The organism is Microvirga lenta, from assembly GCF_020532555.1.
GTDB lineage: Bacteria > Pseudomonadota > Alphaproteobacteria > Rhizobiales > Beijerinckiaceae > Microvirga > Microvirga lenta.
The window spans coordinates 76,780-96,517 of sequence record NZ_JAJBBR010000016.1 but is presented as its reverse complement, the minus strand read 5'-3'; the positions used below and the strand labels follow the sequence as shown (position 1 = coordinate 96,517).

The 19,738-nt window shown below is 62.0% G+C and carries 14 protein-coding genes; 4 read left to right on the top strand and 10 right to left on the bottom strand.

Annotation, left to right across the window (positions count from 1 at the left end):
- Window positions 1-92 precede the first annotated feature (92 nt).
- Both LGR44_RS20450 and LGR44_RS20445 read right to left on the bottom strand, forming a co-directional pair.
- On the bottom strand, window positions 93-905 hold the full coding sequence (locus tag LGR44_RS20450; protein WP_226742568.1) for a nucleotidyltransferase family protein: 813 nt from the start codon (window positions 903-905) through the stop codon (window positions 93-95).
- Window positions 906-907: 2 nt separating this feature from the next.
- Entirely contained in the window at window positions 908-2,014 is a 1,107-nt protein-coding gene (locus LGR44_RS20445) for a CgeB family protein (protein WP_226742567.1), read from the bottom strand.
- A gap of 1,086 nt (window positions 2,015-3,100) precedes the next feature.
- On the opposite strand from LGR44_RS20445, the gene LGR44_RS20440 reads away from it, so the two are divergent.
- Complete coding sequence (locus LGR44_RS20440; protein ID WP_226742566.1) at window positions 3,101-3,598, top strand: PTS sugar transporter subunit IIA; 498 nt, start codon at window positions 3,101-3,103, stop codon at window positions 3,596-3,598.
- Window positions 3,599-4,343: 745 nt separating this feature from the next.
- Here LGR44_RS20440 and ctaD read toward each other — a convergent pair.
- Both ctaD and LGR44_RS20430 read right to left on the bottom strand, forming a co-directional pair.
- A complete protein-coding gene (ctaD, locus tag LGR44_RS20435) occupies window positions 4,344-6,824 on the bottom strand; it encodes a cytochrome c oxidase subunit I (RefSeq protein ID WP_226742565.1) in 2,481 nt (826 codons plus the stop codon).
- A complete protein-coding gene (locus LGR44_RS20430; RefSeq protein ID WP_226742564.1) occupies window positions 6,821-7,387 on the bottom strand; it encodes a cytochrome c oxidase subunit II in 567 nt (188 codons plus the stop codon). The genes ctaD and LGR44_RS20430 overlap by 4 nt, the downstream gene beginning before the upstream one ends.
- Before the next feature lie 129 nt (window positions 7,388-7,516).
- On the opposite strand from LGR44_RS20430, the gene LGR44_RS20425 reads away from it, so the two are divergent.
- A complete protein-coding gene (locus LGR44_RS20425) occupies window positions 7,517-8,032 on the top strand; it encodes a DUF2231 domain-containing protein (protein ID WP_226742563.1) in 516 nt (171 codons plus the stop codon).
- On the opposite strand, the gene LGR44_RS20420 is transcribed toward LGR44_RS20425, so the two are convergent.
- The 4 genes from LGR44_RS20420 to LGR44_RS20405 all read right to left on the bottom strand — a co-directional run bounded on the left by LGR44_RS20420 (window position 8,002) and on the right by LGR44_RS20405 (window position 14,200).
- On the bottom strand, window positions 8,002-8,514 hold the full coding sequence (locus tag LGR44_RS20420) for a CopD family protein (RefSeq protein WP_226742562.1): 513 nt from the start codon (window positions 8,512-8,514) through the stop codon (window positions 8,002-8,004). The two genes, LGR44_RS20425 and LGR44_RS20420, sit on opposite strands and share 31 nt — an antisense overlap.
- Window positions 8,511-9,224, bottom strand: coding sequence for a cytochrome c oxidase assembly protein (locus tag LGR44_RS20415; RefSeq protein ID WP_226742561.1), 714 nt, complete (start codon window positions 9,222-9,224; stop codon window positions 8,511-8,513). Before LGR44_RS20415 ends, LGR44_RS20420 begins: the two co-directional genes overlap by 4 nt.
- A 173-nt stretch (window positions 9,225-9,397) precedes the next feature.
- Window positions 9,398-11,686, bottom strand: coding sequence for an FdhF/YdeP family oxidoreductase (locus tag LGR44_RS20410; protein WP_226742560.1), 2,289 nt, complete (start codon window positions 11,684-11,686; stop codon window positions 9,398-9,400).
- Window positions 11,687-12,763: 1,077 nt separating this feature from the next.
- Entirely contained in the window at window positions 12,764-14,200 is a 1,437-nt protein-coding gene (locus LGR44_RS20405) for a PRC-barrel domain-containing protein (protein ID WP_226742559.1), read from the bottom strand.
- Window positions 14,201-16,179: 1,979 nt separating this feature from the next.
- Between LGR44_RS20405 and LGR44_RS20400 the strand changes: the two genes are divergently transcribed.
- Window positions 16,180-17,274 (top strand): AI-2E family transporter, encoded by a 1,095-nt coding sequence (locus LGR44_RS20400; protein WP_226742558.1) that lies wholly within the window; start codon window positions 16,180-16,182, stop codon window positions 17,272-17,274.
- 165 nt (window positions 17,275-17,439) lie between these two features.
- Window positions 17,440-18,321: a YihY/virulence factor BrkB family protein gene (locus tag LGR44_RS20395; protein WP_226742557.1), complete on the top strand. Its 882-nt coding sequence runs from the start codon at window positions 17,440-17,442 to the stop codon at window positions 18,319-18,321.
- Window positions 18,322-18,403: 82 nt separating this feature from the next.
- Here the strand turns inward: LGR44_RS20395 and LGR44_RS20390 are convergent, their stop codons facing one another.
- Together LGR44_RS20390 and LGR44_RS20385 are read right to left on the bottom strand one after the other, a co-directional pair.
- Window positions 18,404-18,595 carry a hypothetical protein gene (locus LGR44_RS20390; RefSeq protein WP_226742556.1) on the bottom strand — a complete coding sequence of 64 codons (192 nt, stop codon included), beginning with the start codon at window positions 18,593-18,595 and terminating at the stop codon, window positions 18,404-18,406.
- 516 nt (window positions 18,596-19,111) lie between these two features.
- On the bottom strand, window positions 19,112-19,285 hold the full coding sequence (locus tag LGR44_RS20385) for a DUF1328 domain-containing protein (protein ID WP_226742555.1): 174 nt from the start codon (window positions 19,283-19,285) through the stop codon (window positions 19,112-19,114).
- Window positions 19,286-19,738: the final 453 nt, after the last annotated feature.

The window sequence follows — 19,738 nt, the reverse complement described above, 5'->3', positions numbered from 1 at the left end:
CATCTGCATCACTCCGGTCGAATGACCGATGCGGTTTCTGCCCCGATGCAGGAAATCCCTCCGCAGCTCCGTGCCGGACAGGACTCGAACGGCTATTCCTTATTCGCGTCGTGAAGACCCCGACCCATGCGGCCCGAAGGCCAACCCAGAGCCACCCGGGCTCCCGACTGGGCATTCTGCTCGGCCGCATCGCTCAGGAGACCTATCGCGGAGCGATATCCGTGAAGCGTGCCGACATCTACGTAGGATCGACCGGCCTTGACGCCGACGGCCTGCCCACCTTGCGCCAAATATGCGTTCACGAGAGTGCCAAAATACTCGTCCTCGCGGCCGCGCTTCAACCAGAGTTGCCGCAGGTCCTCCAACATACGGCCGGGCATCTTGAAGGCGCCCCAGATCCACTTGGAGGATGCATCGCTGCGCTTCACCTGGATTTCCAAGACCCGGTCGTTCTCGTCGAGTAGGACGGCGTCGAAGAATTCCGGGTTGTCGACTGGAAAGAGGAGGAATGACAAGGTTTCCTCAGGAAGCTCCGCCAGGGCGGTTTCCGGGAACCAGACGGTGTCCGGCAGCCCGACGATCACGCTCTCGTTCGGGGGAATGAGCGGCGAGGCACGGAAAATGGCGTCGCACAATCCACTGGCATCGGGCTGAACCACATAGGCGATCGATGCCTCGCCGTAGTTCGCCCCATAGTACTCCATGATGTCCGATTTTCCGGGGGAGATGACGAAGCACACCCTCTTCGCTCCGCCGTAGATCATGCGTTCGACGAGATACTCGCTGACCGCGCAGGGGCGCTCGACTCCGTTGTCCAGTCGGCTGCCGACCGGCAGCAGCTCCTTTGAGAAGGCAAGCGGCTGGATTCGGCTGCCTATTCCGGCAGCCGGTATGATGCCCCACATGATCAGGCCTCCATCATGGCTGTGACGCCATTAGCGCGCGACGAGGAGCCGGAGCCGGCGATCAACGCCTCCAGCTGTTGCGCCCTGCGCGCGGACGTATGCTCCGCGAGGGTTCGCTCGCGGCTGGCCTCGGCAATGCGCCCCAGCTCGGCATCGCTCAGTTCGCACGCATCGACGGCATCCTGCGTCGTGTCGGCGATGAGAATTTCTTGGCCAGGTTCGAAGAAGCTGTCGAGCCCCTCCCAATTGTCCGAGACGATCGGTGTGCCGCAGGCCGCTGCCTCGAAGAGGCGCCCGGAGGGGCACCAGCCCATTTCGGCCATCGCTTGGCGTGTGACATTGAGGGTGAGGCGGGATGACGAGAAGAAGGCAGGATGCTCGGATGGTGGCAGGTGCTGAACGAAATAAATGTTGGGTTCCCAGGGAAAGTCGGGCGGGTACTGGGCGCCACCGATCACGAAGCGCCGGTTCCGTCGCAGCCGGGCCGGCTCGATCAGAAGACGCTGAAGGGTTGCCTGTCGGTCGGCCGCATAGGTGCCCAAATAGGACAGGTCGGACTTATAGGATGGGACCGGCTCGACGGGGCGGTGCTGGTCGGGATCGACGTGCCCATAGAGAGGTTCGACCCGCCGTGCGTCCAGCTCCTGGCGCAGCCTCTCGAGAGCCGCGCCTCCTGTATAGCTGAGCACCAGATCGAAATCGCCGAGGCCGCGCGGTCCGATATAGGTGATGGCCTGCCTGTCATGCAGGCGGGAGAGCGTGACGGGTGTATCAAGATCGTAAAAGACCCGTGTTGCGCGCGGGGCATCGAGCAGGAGATCGGCGGCCGCGATGCCGTCGGGGCAGTAGGACGTCACCATGGCCGCGTCGGCATCGGCGATCTCTGCCTTCGCGCGTGGCCGGATCGCTTCCCAATCATCATAGAGTACGAGAGCCCCGCCAGGGATCTCATACAAATCCCGGTTCATGGCATAGTAGGGCACATCGCGCTCGAAGAAGACAACCCGGTGCCCTTGGTGGGCAAGTGCCCGGCACAGACCACGCCAGAGAGTGGCGTGCCCATTGCCCCAGGAGGAGGAGATCGTGAGGCCGAACACAACGATCTTCATGCAGCGATCACCTCATTATCCAGGCCTACACGCCGGCCGCAGACCAGAAGCCGGCTGCAAGCTTGGCCGCCGTTTAACGGCCGAGGCGAGCGTATTGTTCCGCTTTATCTGCCCAGGTTCTTCTCCAGGCCTGATCCAGGACACTGACATTATTGGCCTAAAGCACCCTTGCACGCCGGGTTGAGCCCGGCGCGAACGGAGGCTTCGCCTCGAGGCTCCACGATGAAGATCGGTCGAATTCCCTGGCTATCCATCCGCGTGCGCCGGGATGCGCAATCCGACACGACCGTAAAGCTCCGGCCGGTGGAGCAGCCAGTTCTCGATCATGCACTCCGTTGCCGGATGATAATGGCAGCTCACGGGCGTTCAGGCCTACGAAATGCGCTCCTGCGCGGCCGAGATGGGGCTGGTGTGGCCAGAAGGGCGAGCAGATCGTCACTTCCTCGGTCGTCACCACGTGAGCCTCGCGACCGAGTCCGCCGCAATCAGGCATCCAGCCCCAATACACGACGAACTCCCCACAGAGACAGACGCAGCGCCTCGAAACCGGGATCCGAAACATCGCCTATGGTCCAGCGGACGCCGACAGGACACGCCATCGTTCTACCTCGCGAGTGGTTCGAGAAAGCGGGAACAGGTTGATCTTCGACGGTGCCCCAGCGGTACTTATAGGGCTCCTGTCTTCTCAAAAAGTCGGTTCACTCACCCCAGCATTCGACGCACGACGGTAGTAACGCAGGTTCTGCGCCATGTTGCGCGAGAGCCGGGCCGGGGCCATGCCTTTGGGAGGATCACTGCCGGGGCATCGGTTTCTTATCTGATCGACCTCGTCAGTGCACGGGGTCGTCGATGTCAGCCGATTGGGCTAAGGTGACCTTGATCGCGGCTGTAAGCATGACGATATTACTATGTGGAACGACGCTGATCACCAGCCGGCCACGAATAGGACATACGGTGGGGACACAGCAAACGGAGTCCTGACGTTCCGAGGCGACTCAGGGGTGTCGATCAGGCTCGGGCAACCGGAAATGAAAGTGGCAGCCGCTGCCTTCACACGGTTCGGCATGCCTCAAGGGCACTAACGATATGGACATTGGGGATTTTGTCACGCCGGACCGGGTCATCCCGCTCCTTCTGGGTACGAACAAGTATGACGTCCTGAAGGAGCTGGCGCGACTTGGGGCAGCCGCTACAAACCTCGATCCCGACAAAGTGCTCAATGCGCTTCTTGAACGACAGGACAGCACAACGATCGGCCTTGGCCGGGGGATCGCAATCCCGCATGGGACGATTGAGGGCATTGATGCTCCCGTAGGTTTCTTTGCACGGCTTCAGCCACCCGTTGATTTCGGAGCTGTGGATGGTGTTGCCGCGGATCTCGCCGTGATGATCCTCGCCCCCGAGAATGATCCCAGGATCCTGCTACGGGCGCTGTCGTGCACGGCACGGCGTCTGCGAGAGGGCGATATCGCCGCGCGTCTTCGCTCAGCGAGCGATGCCAAGGTGCTCTACGCCATGCTCGTCCGCAAAGTCTCGAGTGATGCTGACGTTGCCGAAATGGACCTGAGACCCGCCGGAACTTGAGCGGGTGTGAAGCGGCACCGAAAGTCGCCCCACAGGCGCATGATCGGTTTCCTTTGGCTTCGGTACCAGATCAGTGCCAAACTGCTTCCGGATCGGAGGGGAAGGTTTCGCGCCTTCTCCGTCGATGAGTTTCCCGCACTCTGGCGTACCGTTCCATGCACTTCGTCTAAGGGAAAGGCTTACGCTTAAGCGCTTGTTCATCCGAGAAGCCGGATCTGTACGATGCCGAACCGAAATTCGCGGTGCACTGCCGCGTTCGGCTAAACATTTAAAGGTGGAGCACATCAGCCGGAGCATCGGGTTGCCACATCTCAGCCGGCCTTGCCTATCCATGACACTCCAAGCCGGTGGAGTGTCGTTTGGAAACTAGATGGCTAGGCAATTCGGATAGACTTGCATGTGAAACTGACGAAGAGGTCGATCAAACCTCACAGGCACAGCGACGTTGCGGCTACAGGGAGTAGTGTCCAGGCCGTAGCGACGAGCGCCACACCGGCCAGTGTCAGACTGACGCTCCGGGCGAACCCAGAGGGCGAGGCGAACCGCGGTGAGCGGAGGACCAGCAGAAGCATAGTCTGGAGCGCGACAGCCAGGGCCCACGCGGCCAGAAGTATCCCGCGACCCGCGGCAAGGCTCAATCCTGCTTCGGCCCAACGATGAGAGCAGACAAGGCCCTCGAGCCCGTAGACCGCGCTGAAAGCGGCGAGCCAGACCGTCAGCGGGACAGAGATGCGGAGGATGTCCTTCACGTCAGAACTCCTGGCAGCCAAGCCACACCAAGCCCGAGCAGCGCCACGGCCGCGGTGTAGTCGATCCAGAGCTGCACGATTCGCGCCTCGCCGACCCGACGACCTGCGACATAGCCCGCTGCCGCGCGAAGGGTGAGGAAGGTGATCATTCCGCCCACCAGGCCCGCATGGAACAGGACGTAGCCGCCGATCACCCAGATCGTGGCGCTGTAGGCATGGGCATCAAATGATGTCCTGAGAAGTAGAGTTCCCGCTGCCATACCTGTCCCGACGGCACCGACCACACTGAGTAGGAGGCCTAACCAGGGGCCGCCCCCGCAGCGCAGCTTCCAGCGCGCGAGCCGTATCCCCGCCATCGACAGGGCAGTGCCCCCGAGCACGAGAGCCGGGCCGACAAGGCCGGGCTCCAGATAGTTGGGCGGCGGCCAGTTGGGCGCGACCGTCCACAGGAAAGCATAACCGAACAGCAAGGATCCGAAGAGCGTTGCATTGGCGAGGAGCAGGAACAGCGATCCCCACCACCCTGGCGGATCCGCAGCCTCGGAAGCAAGCGGCAGGGTGAGGCCACGTCCCACCTCCAGTGGACCCTCATCCCGCTTGGAGCCCAGGCTCCACACCCATCTAACGACGATTGCAGCAACTCCCAGAGCGGCAAGCGGCACAAGCCAGTAGAGCTTCAGGAGCATGCCGACGAAGATGCCGCCCGTGACGAAGGCCATGAGAATGGGCAACGCCGTGTTGGTGGGGAAGATGACGACGTATGCGGGCTTTCCGCTCGCGACCTCTAGGGTGAGAGTCTCACGGCGCCCCCGGGACGGGTCGCCCAGGTAGCCTTCCCCGCGGACGAGGCAAACCGGCAGGTCCGGATCATCATAGAGCGGATTGCGCGATTCAATCAGGGGAAGGCTTGCGAAGTTGTAGGCCGGCGGCGGTGTCGGCATGGCCCATTCGAGAGTGCCGGCCTGCCACGGATCGCGAGAGCCGCGGATGGCAACAGCCGCGTTGAGCGCCACGTCCACGATCACCAGAGCGAAACCAACCGCTGTGACGAAGCCGCCGACGGAGGCAACCAGGTTGATGACTTCCCATCCCTGCCCTTCATCGTAGGTATGGATGCGGCGACGCTGGCCCAGGAGCCCCACCCAGTGGACGGCGAGGAAGGTGACATGGAAGCCGATTGAAATCAGCCAGAAGGCGGTCTCGCCAAGCTTGAAGAAGCGCTTTCGTCCGGTGGCGTGTGGCATCCAATAGTAAAGCGCTGCCAGCATCGGGAATACGAAGCCCCCGACGAGGACATAGTGGAGGTGCGCGACGATGAAGTGTGTGTCATGCACCTGCCAGTCGAAGGGCACCACGGCCACCATGACGCCCGTGAGCCCGCCGATGACGAAGGTGGCGAAGAAGGCCAGGATCCACATCATCGGAAGTTTGAGCTGCGGGCTCCCTTTCCAGATCGTCCCGATCCATGCGAAAATCTGTACTCCTGTGGGCACCGCGACCAAGGTCGAGGCCGCAGAGAAGAAGGCGAGGCCCATATGCGGGATGCCTGTGGTGAACATGTGGTGGACCCATAGCCCGAAGCTCAGGACGCCCAGCGTCACCGCCGCGGCCACAATCCAGCCGTAACCCAGCAGCGTTGTGCGCGCCATCACCGGCAGGATCATTGAGACCACTCCGGCGGCGGGCAGAAAGATGATATAGACCTCCGGGTGGCCGAAGAGCCAGAAAAGATGCTGCCACAGGAGGCTGTCGCCCCCGTGCTCCACTTGAAAGAAGGGCATTCCGAAGGCACGCTCGAGTTCGAGCAGGATCGAGCCCAGGATAAGCGGCGGGAATCCCGTCAGGATCATCACTGCGGTGACGAGAGCATACCAGGCAAAGATCGGCATCCGGGGCAGTGACATGCCCGGCGCACGATAGCGCAACACCGTCACGGTGATCTCAACGGAGGCGCAGATCGCGGAGATTTCCACGAAGGTGATGCCGAGGAGCCAAAAGTCTGTGTTGATACCGGGGCTCGCGATCCGGGAGGAGAGCGGCGGGTACATGAACCAGCCGCTGTCGGGCGCGATGCCCGCAAGGAGCGAGACGATCAGGAGCGAGCCGCCGAAGACGTAGCACCAGAAACCATAGGCGGTGAGGCGCGGGAACGCCAAGTCGCGCGTTCCCAGGATCTTGGGCAGCAGATACACCGCGAGCCCTTCGAAGAGAGGGATCGCGAACAGGAACATCATGATGGTCCCGTGCATCGTGAAGATTTGGTTGTAAATGTCCGGTCCGACGAAGGCCGAGCGCGGGGTGGCGAGTTGAGCGCGGATCAGCATCGCCAGAATTCCGCCGATCACGAAGAAGAACACCGCCACGAAAAGGAACATCCGCCCGAGGTCGGTGTGGTTCACCGTGGTGAACCAGCCTTTCCAGCCTGGGTCTGACGCCCAGATCCGCGTCAGTGCGCGATGGCGGCGCAGAGCATTCATCGCTCGCCTCCCGCCAGGAAGGCAATCCAGCCGGCCTCATCATGGGCGCGAACGGTGAAGACGTGGTCCTTATAGCCGGGACCGTTGTATTCCGAGCTTACGCCCGCGTAGTCGCCAGGCGCCCAAGCCTCGATCCGCAAGACGTTCACATGGCCCGGGATCGCGTCGAGTTTGCCTGCGAGCTGCGGCACCCAGAAGCTGTGGATCACGTCGACGGTGGTGACCTGCACGTCCACCGGCCGCCCGGCCGGGATGTGAAGCACGCCCTCAGTCACATGACCAGGGGCGTCGGCATAGCTAAAGGACCACGCCCACTGCCGCCCTTCGGCGCGGACGGTCACTACCTCCGGTCCCGGCCGAGGGAGGAGCCGCTCGCCCACGACGAGGCCGTAAGTCAGGAGCGCGGCCAGGACCGTGACTGAGAAACCGATGCCGAGACCCACGATCCAAACCTTCTCCCGTGCCTCGTCCGCCTGGGCAGAGGCTGGCGCCGGCCCGCGACTGAATGCCAGCACGAGAAGCGTCATCACGAAAAGAAAGATCACCGTGGCACCGGCCAACATCACCCACCACAGGGTGGCGATCAGGTCGGCTGCCGGTCCAGCCGGGTGGACCGTCGAGAGGCGCGACTCGCAACCAGCGAGGACGACGAACGTTGTGGCCCCGATACTCCAGCGAAGGAAACAGCCGTAATGACGCAGGAAATGGTGCAGAACGAGCGTGATGGACTCATCGACCCGATTGAGCAGCTTCCGGGTTACACCGAGACCGAGTCGAAGATCGGCATCTGGGGCCACCCGCTCCACGCGATGACCGTAGCCTTTCCCGTAGCGCTGACGTTCTGCACGTTCGGGGCAGATGGACTCTATTGGCTGTCTGGTGACATGTTTTGGGCACGTGCCGGCGTCTGGGCTGCAGGCACAGCTTTTCTGTTCGGACTCGCGGCTGCTGCGACGGGAACCATGGAGCTCCTGATGGTCCCCGGTATCCGTATACGCGTGCCCTCCTGGACCCATGCCGTTATCGCGGTGCTCCTGCTGTCGCTGCTCGGAGCCAACTGGGGCTACCGGCTGTATGGCTATGAGGCGGCGGTGCTGCCCTATGGCCTCCTTCTGTCTGGATTCAACGTCCTGATGGTCTCGGCAACGGGGTGGCATGGCGGCAAGCTTGTCTTTGACTATCGCCTGGGGACATCGAAGGGGAGCTGAACTCCCCGAGGTTCCTCGAGCCAGTCCGGGATCGGGATCCTGCTCAAATCCGGTTTGGCGAGGACAAGTGTGAGAATGGCGAGGATCGGGACCATCAGCAGCAGTGTGGGCACCAGCGGCTCGGGCGGCGTGTGAGAGCCCTCGGTCTCGGCGACGGCGACGATGATGTAGCTGACCCAGGCATGGAAGGACACGAGCAGCGCCACGAAAACCAACTTGGCGAACATCCACAGGACGAAAACCTCGCGCAGGAAGATGAGCAGCGTCCCCGACGCGATGGCGATCACGGCGGCCGGGGTAATGACGAAGGTGTAGCCGAAATGTGTGGCGCGCCGAATCCGGGCGTAGTCCGCTTGGCCGATGGCCGGGTCGTGCCGCGCCAGCATGAGCGGCAGGGCGAAGAGCCCCGCGCACCAGAGACTGAGCATCGCAATGTGAAGCGCCTTCAGATAAGGGATAGTCGGGTTCAGCCAAGGGATCATGCCAGGCGCCCGTCCATTGCCCGCCAGCCGCGTCGCGCCACCATTGCTCCCCAAGCTAGATAGGGCAGACCCGCCGGCACCCACATGATAAGGCCGCCGAGCTGCTGGTCATTGAGGGGCGAAAAGCCCCAGTCGAACGGCGCCACGGCATGGATCGCATAGAGGGAGGCGGGCGCAAACGTAAGGAGCGCACCCAGGAACGCCATCTGCATGTAGCCGCCGAGGATCATGAGAAGAGCGTAGCCCCCGTTCTGGCGCGGTTGGAGGATGGTGCGCCAAAAGACGATTGCGGTCACGATGAGCGAGAGCTGCATGATCCAGTAGGCCGGGACCCAAGACAGGGCGAGATCGTACGCTGAGGGAAGGTGCCATGCCCAAAGCACCGCCGTTGAAATCAGGAAAGGCGCTGCTGCCGGCCGTGGCTCGCGCGCGGGCCATGCCGATGCGATCAGCGGAGCCGCGACCGCGACCAGCAAGACGTGGTGTACGACACGAGCCGAGAAAAGCGATGCGGAGAGTGCGCAAAGAGGCGACACGAACGCCAACGCCAGCGCCGCCACGCCCAATGCGCCTGACCGGCTCCGGCCGACGGAAAAAGCTAAGACGCCGAGCGCCAGCAGGAGAATCGGGTCGAGGTTCCAGCGCAGCCAGATCTCCGCCGGAGCCGGAGCGGGGCCGCAATAAATCTGATTCCAGTCTTCCGGGCTCATCCCTCCATCCTCATCGCTCCCCGCTCTCGTCGCCTCCCGTCAAGATCCTGATCGGCCGCACCTGTCAGCAGACTGTTCGGCCACCTCGCCGGGATATCGCAGCGGTACTGCAGGATCGGCCATAGTGTGGGAGGGTGCCACTCGCCAGATCTTTCAGCATCTCTTTCATGCGCTCACCCTTCGGTACGGATGCGAACGGGCACGCCCTTGTAGGCAGGGGTCTTGGCCAACTCATCGTGATAGCCCACAGGGATCAGGGGATTGGCCTCAGGGTAGTAGGCCGCGACGCAGGCGTCCGGCAGATCGTAGGGAACGATCTTCAGCCCCCGCACCACGCGCTCGGCCCCATCATCCACCGCGCATTCGAGCGTCACCACCTGCCCCTCCGAGAGACCCCGCCGCCCCATCTCCTCGGGGTTGATGAGGAGGATGTCGCGCGACCCCGAAAGCCCCCGCAACCGGTCGGAAAAGCCGTAGATCGTGGTGTTGAACTGGTCGTTTGAACGCAGCGTAATCAGCGTAAACTCCTCGCCCTCAGGCGGCTCACCCAGGGCGGTCAGTACCTCGGGCGCGGTGAACTGGGCCTTCCCGCTTTCGGTCTTCCACTCGCGTTCGCGCGCCGAGTTGCCCCGGTGGAACCCACCCGGTGTGAAGAGCCGCCCGTTGAAGTCGCGGAACTTGTCGGGATAGGTCGCCTCGATCAGGTCGCGGATCAGCCCGTAGTCGCCGGTCCACTCGTCCCACTTCACCATGGGATTGGGCGGCAGCGTCGCCTTAGCGATCCCTGCGACGATGGCGACTTCGGACTTCAGATGCGGCGAGGCGGGCTTGCGCTTGCCCAGAGAGCCGTGGATCATGCTCAGGCTATCCTCCATCGTCACCGCCTGCGCCCCTGTCGCCTGCATATCCTCCTCGGATCGCACAAGGCAGGGCAGCAGCCAGGTGGCACGCCCGGGCAGCAGGTGCGAGCGATTGAGCTTGGTCGCGATCTGCACGTTGAGTTCGAGACTGCGCCAGCTCTCCTCGGCGCGGGCTCGGTCTGGGATCGCGCGAGCAAGATTGCCGCCCATGGAGATGAGGCCTCGCACTGAACCGTCGAGCAACCCCTCGACCAGATCCACGGTGGAGCGCCCCTCCTCCTGCGGCGGCTCGAAGCCGAACAGCTCCCTCAGCTTGTCCATCGGTACATTCTTGGGCTTCTCGGTGATGCCCACGGTGCGCTGGCCCTGCACGTTGGAATGCCCACGCACGGGCGAGATGCCGGCCCCTTCCCGCCCCATATTGCCGCGCAGCAGGAGCAGGTTCACGAGCATGGCGAGGTTGAGCCAGCCTCTGACATGTTGGGTCAGGCCCATCCCATAGATGCCGATGACGTTCTTCGACGTGGCGTAGATCTCCGCCACCTCTTCGAGCTCCTCGCGATGCAGGCCGGATTCCCTTTCGATCTCCTCCCAGGGTACCTCGCGCAACCGCGCCTCGAGTTCCTCAAGCCCTGTTGTATGCTCCGCGATGAAGGCCCGGTCGAGGATGCTCCCTCCCCGCTCGCCATCGAGCTCCAGCACACGCTTGCACAGCCCGGCCAGCACCGCGACGTCGCCTCCGGGGCGGACTTGGAGGTAGATGTCCGAAATCGGGGTGGCGGGCTTTACCGTCATCTGGGCAGGATTCTGAGGATCCGCGAACTCGACGAGGCCCCTCTCGCGGATCGGGTTGAAGGTGACGATCCTGCAGCCTCGCTCCCTGGCGTCCTTGAGGGTGTGGAGGAAGCGGGGCGAGTTGGTCCCGGTATTCTGGCCGAAGAACAGGATCAGGTCGCAATGATCGAAGTCCGACAGCACGCAGGTGCCTACCCCAACACCAATTACCTTCTTGAGCCCCACGCTCGTGGTCTCATGGCACATATTGGAGCTGTCGGGCAGGTTGTTGTGCCCGTAGAGCCGCGCGAAGAGCGCGTAGAGATAGGCGGTCTCCAGGACAGCCTTGCCTGACATGTAGAAGACTGTCGATTTTGGATCGAGCTCTCTGAGCTTCGCCCCGATCCCTTCGAAGGCCTCTTCCCAAGTCGTCTCGACGTAGCGATCCGAGGCAGCGTCGTAGCGCAGCGGATGCGTGAGCCGCCCGGCCCTCTCCAGCTCATAGTCCGGCAGGTCGCGCAGCTGTGTTACACTGTGCTGGGTGAAGAATTCAGGTGTGCAGCGGTCGCGCGTAAGGTCCCAGATTGTCGCCTTGGCGCCGTTCTCGCAGAACTCGAAGAGGTGCGGCTGCGCAGGCTTGGTCCAGGCGCAGGAGGTGCACATATGCCCGCCCGGCTTGTTCTGGCGCATCAGCGTACGGAGGGCCCCGACGGTAGGTCTCTGGTCGGCAAGGATGCGGCTGACCCCTTTGAGCGACCCCCAGCCGCCGGTGGCGTTCTCATAATGCGGCGTGTCGGGGCGCTGATCGGCTTCCTCGGACGTGCTCATCTGGTCCTCCTTGAATGGCGGCACTCATACCAACGGACAGACGTGGCTGTTCTCGGAACAGGCCTGGACGCCGGAAGTTCCATCCGCCGGAGCGGTCCGCTCATTCCGACGGGTCCAAACCGCTCCCACCTGTGTCATCTTGCTGAATCGATGAACGGGTTGGTAACTGCGGCTGTAGAGCGTGGGCTGTTCGGCTTGCGGGCCTAGATCGCCGCCCTGCTGTTCAAGTTCAATGCCGCTCGCTGCTTTTACCTCCCTGGAGCAGACGCGTACGAGGCCGCAACGCGCCAGCAAGAAGCATCACGGGTTCCATCGCAGGTTCGTAGTAGGACGAGACGAGAATGGAGCATATGCTTCGCTAGGACCTCATGCGACGAATAGATCGAACGGCTGAACGAGCTACGGCTGAACGTTTGGCGGCTTCTAACGCGCACGTAGTAGAATCACCGAGCGATCAGCACGGCGATCTTCAAACATCTAAAGCACCCGGAGCTCATCGTAGACGTAGCCCGCACTGAACTATCCAGCGGTTCGTTGCAGGACCAACTATGCAGGAAAGTCTGCGGACAGCCGGTGAACTCGCGCCCATAGCAGGAGGTTCAGCGCCGACGCATAACACGCCGCTGGTTGTCGCCTTGAACCTCGTCCACAACACCACCAGGCGCTCCAGCCACAGCCCCGGCTCCAGCCCCGACCACGGCACCCACTGGTCCTCCGACGACTGCACCGGCAGTCGCGCCAACAGCCGTGCTCGTTGTTTGCTGCTGGGAGGCGCAGGCTCCGGCCAGCAGACACACGGCGGTAACGAATGCAAGCTTATACATGATGTCTCTCCAGACTGCCCGAGCGGGACCAACTGTACAACCCCCCGCCGGTAGGATGGTTCGATATTCTTCATGAGGTCATGGGAATGGCGTCCTGGCGGTGCTCTGGGAGTGAGGCGCGAGAGCGTCCGTAGCGGACCAGTCGGCGAGAGCCCCAAGGCAACCAAATCGACGTGAGGGCGGCTCCTCAAAGAACCGCCCTCGCCTGAGCCATCACGACAGTGGACCTGAGCACTCCGAGTGCCTTGGCAGCTTACTGCCAGACGCGGAGGTCTGCGCGGTCGGTGCGGCCCGCCCGCTGGAAGCTGTCGAGGGTGTCGCGGTAATCGTCCATCGCTTCGATGTCCTCCTCCGTGACGCCGCGGATTACAAGACGATCACCCCTGAGCCAGAAGCGGTCGATCGGAAACGCGACCCGGTCCCGGCCAATGCCCAGAAAGCCGCCAGAGCCCACGACGAGATACTGCCCACCCTGCGGCGTCTGGATCACGCGATCCACCTTGCCCAGCTCGTCGCCACGCCCGTTGTACACTTCAGCATTCTCAAGATCGGAGATCGCCACCGGGCGGACTTGGACGTTTGCGTCCACCGAGCCGGTGCTCTCCACGTCGCCGGCATTCAAGCGTTCACGCAGGGATCGGCGCTGCTCCTCCGAGTATCCTGCCGTGGCCTGAGATTGCTGCTGACCCTGCTGAGTCGCCTGGGCCTGTCGCTGTTGAGCCTGCTGCTGTCCCTGCTGGTTCTCGCCCATGCGCTCGTAACGGATGGTGGGCTGGCCCTGGGCCTCGTTGAACTCCACCCGCGGCTCGCCCGTGCGCTCGTACGACACCTGGGGCTGCTCGGCCCGCTGGAGATTTACATTCGCCTCTTCCTGCGGCGGCAGCACCTGCACCTGGGGCTGGGCCTGCTCCACCGTAGCGGCACTCTGCTGCTGCCGTTCAGGCTGGACCACCCGTACCTGCGGCTGCGGCTGGTTCACCTCGACCTGGGGCTGAGCCATGGCGACATTGACGTCGGGCTCCGGCATGCGCACGATGATCTCCGGCTGCGGCTGGTCGACGGTGATAGTCGGTGGCGCCTGACGCACGATGATCTGCGGCTGCGGCTGGCGCACCGTCACGTTCGGCTGCGGCTGCTGGACCCGCACCTGAGGCTGGGCCTGCTCGACCTGCACCTGAGGCTGCGACTGGCGCACCACGACCTGAGTTCGGTCGTTCTGCTGCCGGTCCTGCCCTGATCGGCGACCCTGCTGCCCGAGAGCGACTTGCTGGTTGCCCCCCGCTTCACGGTAGCCGGACAAATTCTCACGGTATTCCTCCGTCTGGTTGAGCTCGGCCGCCGCCCCGGCAAGCACGAGGCGATCATCCTGCATATCGAGCCGATCCACCGGAATCATGCGCGGCTCGTCGCCCAGGCCAACCTCCCCCTCGAAGCGCACCACTGCGAAGGCCTGGTCGTTCTGTCCGATCATGACCCGCTCGACTCGGCCAACCGTGTCGCCGCGATCATTCACCACCTCTTTTCCCCTGAGCTCCGAAGCCGGGATAGGACGGTTCTGCGCGGAAGACTGCTGTGTTGCCTGGGAGCCGTCTTGTGCCAATCCAGGTTGCTGAGCCGTAGGCTGCGACTGCGCTAGCGCAACGGCTGACGTGAGTGCCGTCGACGCCAGAATGGTAACAAAGAGTTTCATGTCGTATCTCCGTCTGAAGCAGCACAGGAAGAGCGGACGGAGCCTGGTCATGGCTGCGACCGGTAAGGCTCAGGCAGAGCTCTGGACAAGCCGCTCGCCCGCTCGAGTAGTCCGGCTCACCCGCTGCAATGGGGAGCGGAACGGTCGGTGGAGCAACGGGAAGTCATTCCGTGACGTTCCGCTCGGGAACGTCACGTGAGTGAGTTCTGTACGGTTGAGAACAATGATTTTTGCTGTCGGAAAGCGACATAGCGCTCGTATGCATGGCCTCTGCAAGCATGGCGGAGACGAGGGTTGGGCTTCGTTAGGAAGCCACACCTTCCAATCTCCGGACATCGGCATCCGTCGTTGACGCGGCTCAGCAGGGGCAGGTCTTCCACGCAATAATTGAGCCGTTCCTGGCTTGGATCCGAAGTGCGAACCGTCGACCGAAATGCTCCGCAATCACGCTGAACGTGTCGCCGCTTCGCTTCACTTCGTTGATCCTGTGCCAATCCGCCCTCACAACGTAGACGTCATCCTTCAACGCCCACTCCAGCAAGCGAGTAATCCCGTGGCCCCGTAGAAGCGCCCTGAGCTTAATTGAGCGGCACGCTCTGCCATCAGCGCGGTCGCCGTTCGAGGGACCAGCGCCGCCTTCATACCCGCGGCAGAGAACGGGGGTCCGTTCAAGATCCACGCTGGGCTGTGCTTCTGCCGAGGGACTAGAGCCAAGGGAGGCTGCCAGCAACATGAGACTGAGTGTTTCTCCGGGCATGTTCCCCCTCACTTCTCGGGGCGTGGCATTCTCCGTCGGAATGCCGCCACGGCGACACGCTCGGCAGGAGTGAGCCTGGGGGGCGCACGTCAAACTGGGACCACACGCCATGGAAACACAGGATCTGGGCCGGGTGAGTCCTGTCAGTACGGAACTGAACCGGGTTGTCCGCCATCGGCGAGGAAGGCAGTCGATGAAGGCGTGACACAAAAAGAGGAGGACCCCGCTCAAGAGCGACGTCCTCAGTAGAAGGCGTATTGTTCCGGCGAAGTTTGGAGTGATAGCCTGAAGCGCATGACCAGCAACGGGCTCATCCTGGCAAACTGGCACCATCGCCAGGCTGCGCACGAAGGTGGGCCTGTAGGCATCCTGAGGAATGCGCGGATCCTTGAGAATGTCCGGAATGACCGCAGTCTTGGCCTCCATCATGCACCAGCCCGAGATGCAGGCCTCGATCGGAAACCGTCGGCCTTTCCACAAAGGGGAGATTGCATCCTCCTCTGCGTAATGGCAGAGATCCCCGTCTCGACGCACGAAGGTGATGCCGTCGGCCTGGAGGAGCGTTCGGGCGGCGTAGGTGGCGACCTCCATCACCTCATCGACCGAACCGCACGTGGAAAGGCGCCGCACGATCCTGATCAGCCCGGCCAGCTCCGATGACCCCGCCTCGAGCAAAGGGAAGCGGGCGATGTCGCCGTCTCTTCTCACTGCCAACTCCTGGGGTTAGAATGCTCGCAGCATACAGCTTAGGCTAGTCGTGGACAGACTCAATCCCGCGTGCGCCTCAGGTAGCCTGAGTGGCTAGACCACGCCGCTTTTCGGTTCGTTCACTGAGAGGCAGCCCATCTGCCTACATTCCTATCTTTGATCCTGTTCATCCTGGCGGCTTCCGCGCAATCTGTTCGATCGAGTTGTGTTCGCTAGCGTACGGGCATGCTTCCAGCCGCAGCCAAACCATTCCCAATGGCTTGCGTTAATGGATAATGCTTCCTCGATCATATCCGGATGCTACATCAAATACGCCGTCTGGCGGCAGGCTACTGCCTCGGCCGCTCGGTTCATCACGCGCCAAGACGGATACCGGTGACCCGAGCGCAGGATCAGCGGCGAGTTCGCCTTCGGCACGACGCAGGAAGCCATTGAGTTGCCTGTCCTGGCTCTTAGAATTCACTGGTCGAGGGGGCACTCAGATCGCCAATCCCATGCGGCCGGGGGATAGCTCATGATCCTCTTCGGTGGCGTCCAGCCTGCAACACGCGAGTATCTGCGAGCCGCCTCCCGCCTGATGATCGCGACCGGCATCGTCGTCCTCCTGATCCTGCTGGCGTGGCAGCTTACAGATGTCCTGCTCCTCGCATTCGGGGCCATCCTCGTCGCCATCCTGCTGCGCAGCTTGGCGGATCTCATCGACGCCTACACGCCCGCCCATGGCAACTGGTCCCTCCTGGCTGCGGGTCTCATCATCTTGGCCGCGCTGGTAGCGTTCAGTCTCGTACTGGGATCTCAGGTCTGGGCTCAGGCACTGGAACTGATCGAACGTCTGCCCGAGATCCTGCGATCGCTAGAGGAGCGTTTCGGGTTACGGAACGTAGAGACCTGGGTCGCCGAGCGCCTCCGGAACATGATGGACGGCGGAGCAGTCAGCCAAGTGGCCGGATACACCTCGGTGGTTCTTGGAGCAGCGGCGAATTTTTTCCTCGTGCTGGTTGCCGGAATTTATCTGGCCATCCGGCCGGGTTTCTACCGGAGGGGATTTCTCAAGCTCTTTCCTCCCAAGCACAGGCACATGGCAGATGAGACGTTCGCAGCAACGGCGCGCGCCCTTCGCCTGTGGCTGGTCGGCCAGTTGGCCGCCATGTTTCTCGTCGGGCTCCTGACAGGGCTCGGCCTGTGGTGGCTCGGCATCCCCTCGGCCATGGCCTTGGGACTGCTGGCGGGAGTGGCCGAGTTCATTCCGTTCCTGGGCCCCATCCTGGCCGCCATTCCCGCCATTCTCCTGGCCCTGTCGCAGGATACGACGACCGCCCTCTGGGTGGCAGGCCTATACCTCCTGATCCAGCAGATGGAAGGCAATCTGATCACGCCGCTGGTGCAGCAGCGGGCGGTCGACCTACCCCCGGTGATCACTCTTCTTGCCATCGTCGCCTTCGGCGTTCTGTTCGGGACACTCGGTGTCCTGCTGGCCACTCCGCTGGCCGTGGTCGCGCTCGTGGTCGTCAAGAAACTCTGGGTCCGGGAGGCCCTCGACGAGGAAACCGAACTCCCAGGCGAGAACGAAGACGAGGACGTCTCGATCAGGACAAAGCCGGACACCTGACTGGAACCTGATAACCCCCAGCAGGCTCGCGCCGCCACTCTAACCCTCTGTCAACCGGCAGTCACAGAGATGAAACGAACCACTTGAAAAACCAGGTGGAACGGGAACAGGTACATTTCCACACCACGATACTACTCCACGTAGCTGTCACTGCAAGAGACCACGATGATCTTTGGTGTTACCGCAAAGCAGTTCGCGCATGATCTCGGTAGGGCAATCAGCAAGGATAATGTCTTCAACGGTGCAGCCGCCCTTGGCTTCTATCTGACACTGGCACTCTTTCCGGCGTTGATCGCACTCATGAGCGTCCTGCCTTACCTGCCGATAGATCGCGTTGATGAAGCGATTATGGACCTCCTCGCTCAGGCGCTGCCGCCTGAGGCCTCTGATATCGTCGCACAGGTGGTGAACCAAGTGATGAGCGAGCGGCGGGGTGGACTGCTATCGTTCAGCCTGATCGCGACTTTGTGGGCGACCTCAACTGGCATGTACGCCATCATGCGACAGTTGAACATCACCTATGGCGTCGAGGAAGAGCGTACTTTCCTGAAGGCCCGTGCGACAGCACTTGTCCTGAGCTTGCTCTTTGGTGTGCTGATCGCTGGCGCGTTCTCGCTCATCGTTCTCGGCGGCGTCCTCCAGGACTGGATCGGCAATCGTTTCGGGTTCAGCAGTGTATTGCTAACCGTCTTCGCGTCAATCCGCTGGGCCATTATCGTGCTGGCAATGCTGCTTGGATTCGGAATCATCTATCGCTTTGCACCGAACGTTAAGCAGAGATTCGTGTTCATCACCCCTGGAAGTGCGGCAGGCGTGAGCCTGCTTATCGCTGCCTCGCTGGTGTTCTCGTTCTATACCAAGAACTTCGGTAGCTACGATGCCACCTATGGCAGCATTGGCGCTGTCATCATCCTCATGTTGTGGCTGTACATAGCCGGACTGGTGATCCTCATCGGTTCAGAAATCAACGTGCTATTCGCCCGCTATAGAATGGAAAGACAACACGCTGGCGCAGAGACAGAGATGCAACAGCGCAATGCCTCCTGACACACGTGGCTGGCGCGCAATACTCTTTTAACCGGGCCAGCTACGCTCCGACTCCATGGTCAACCAGCGTAAGGGTTCGCACCTATCCGTCTGTTCTGGGCAGGAGGCGATGGAACTCGTCCGGTGGATGCTGGAGCCCGTCAGCATCGGTGACGATCACGTCCAGCACACCGTCAGCAAGAAGCTCATGCGCTTTCTCAACCGCGGAGGCAGCCGTCGCGCAGGTGATTGCTAGCGGGCCATTCAGCCCTTGTCCTGTCACAACAAAGAACATGCTACCTCCTCTCGCTCTCTAGCTCATCAGCCTAGTGCAACAACGGCAGCCCGAACAGGAGCAATCCTCACCTGCCCGGCTCCTGTCGTCGACCTAGGTTGCACGGTTCAAGGGCCTTACAGAACGGTCCCACGACGCTGCATAGATGCCTGACGCAATTGCGGCCATCGCAGTAGAACTGGCTCGAAGCATACCTACCCGGCAGAGGAGATTCATCTCTCGCAGCCTGTCACAGGTCTCGTGCGCGGACCGGCGGTCATGGAGCCAGAGCAGTATGGCGGGCATGCAAAGGTGCCACCTTGCACGAGAGAGCCAGGGCTCGACAATAACGTTCAACATCTCGGCGGCCGAAATGGCCATAGACGATAAGCTGTATTCATTGCTCAACCGAGCATGCCTTGCGAGGTGCCCGCCCTCAAGTCACCAAGGCAAGCCTTTCGAACTGCCTTTGCATCGAAGGATTGTTCTGTCCGCCGTGACGCCGTGCATAGCGCTGCTTCAGCTTTCCGCGGACAGCTAGAATAAGGTCTCTCCGGCAATCAGGCCCAGGATGAGGAGGATGACGAAGACTGCGATGGCAATGAAGAAGAGCCACTTTGCGATCGTCGCAGCTCCAGCAGCAATGCCTGTGAAGCCAAACATTGCAGCGACGATGGCAATTACGAAGAAGATCAGAGCCCATTTCAGCATGGCGTTACCTCCATCTCTAAAACTCTGGGAGTGGAGCACCGTTCAGGTAGAGTTGCGGACTGGCCCAAATTATCGGTACGGTAGTAAACAGAACAAGCGAATTGACTCCTCTGGCTGGACCTTCACACCGGGAACAACACAGCCACACAAGTTCGCACATAGGCTGGCGCTGCTTCATGATGCTTGTAACTGTTCGATCGAGGGCTGAGGCGGTCTGTTCCGATCAAAAGGCCTGCCAACTCGCATCGACCAGATCGGCTATGACGCAGCTAAGAACATCGATGGCAAGAAGCGGTACCTCGTCATCGACACGCGGGCCCGATGCTTGAGCTTGACGTGCCCCCGTCCGGCATCAGAATCGGGGCTGCTTCCTGCTCGCTTCTGAAGAGCGGATCCATGCCGCACGAAGCGAACGCACTTTGGAAATCGGCAGCGCCCCAAAGTCCCTTGTCG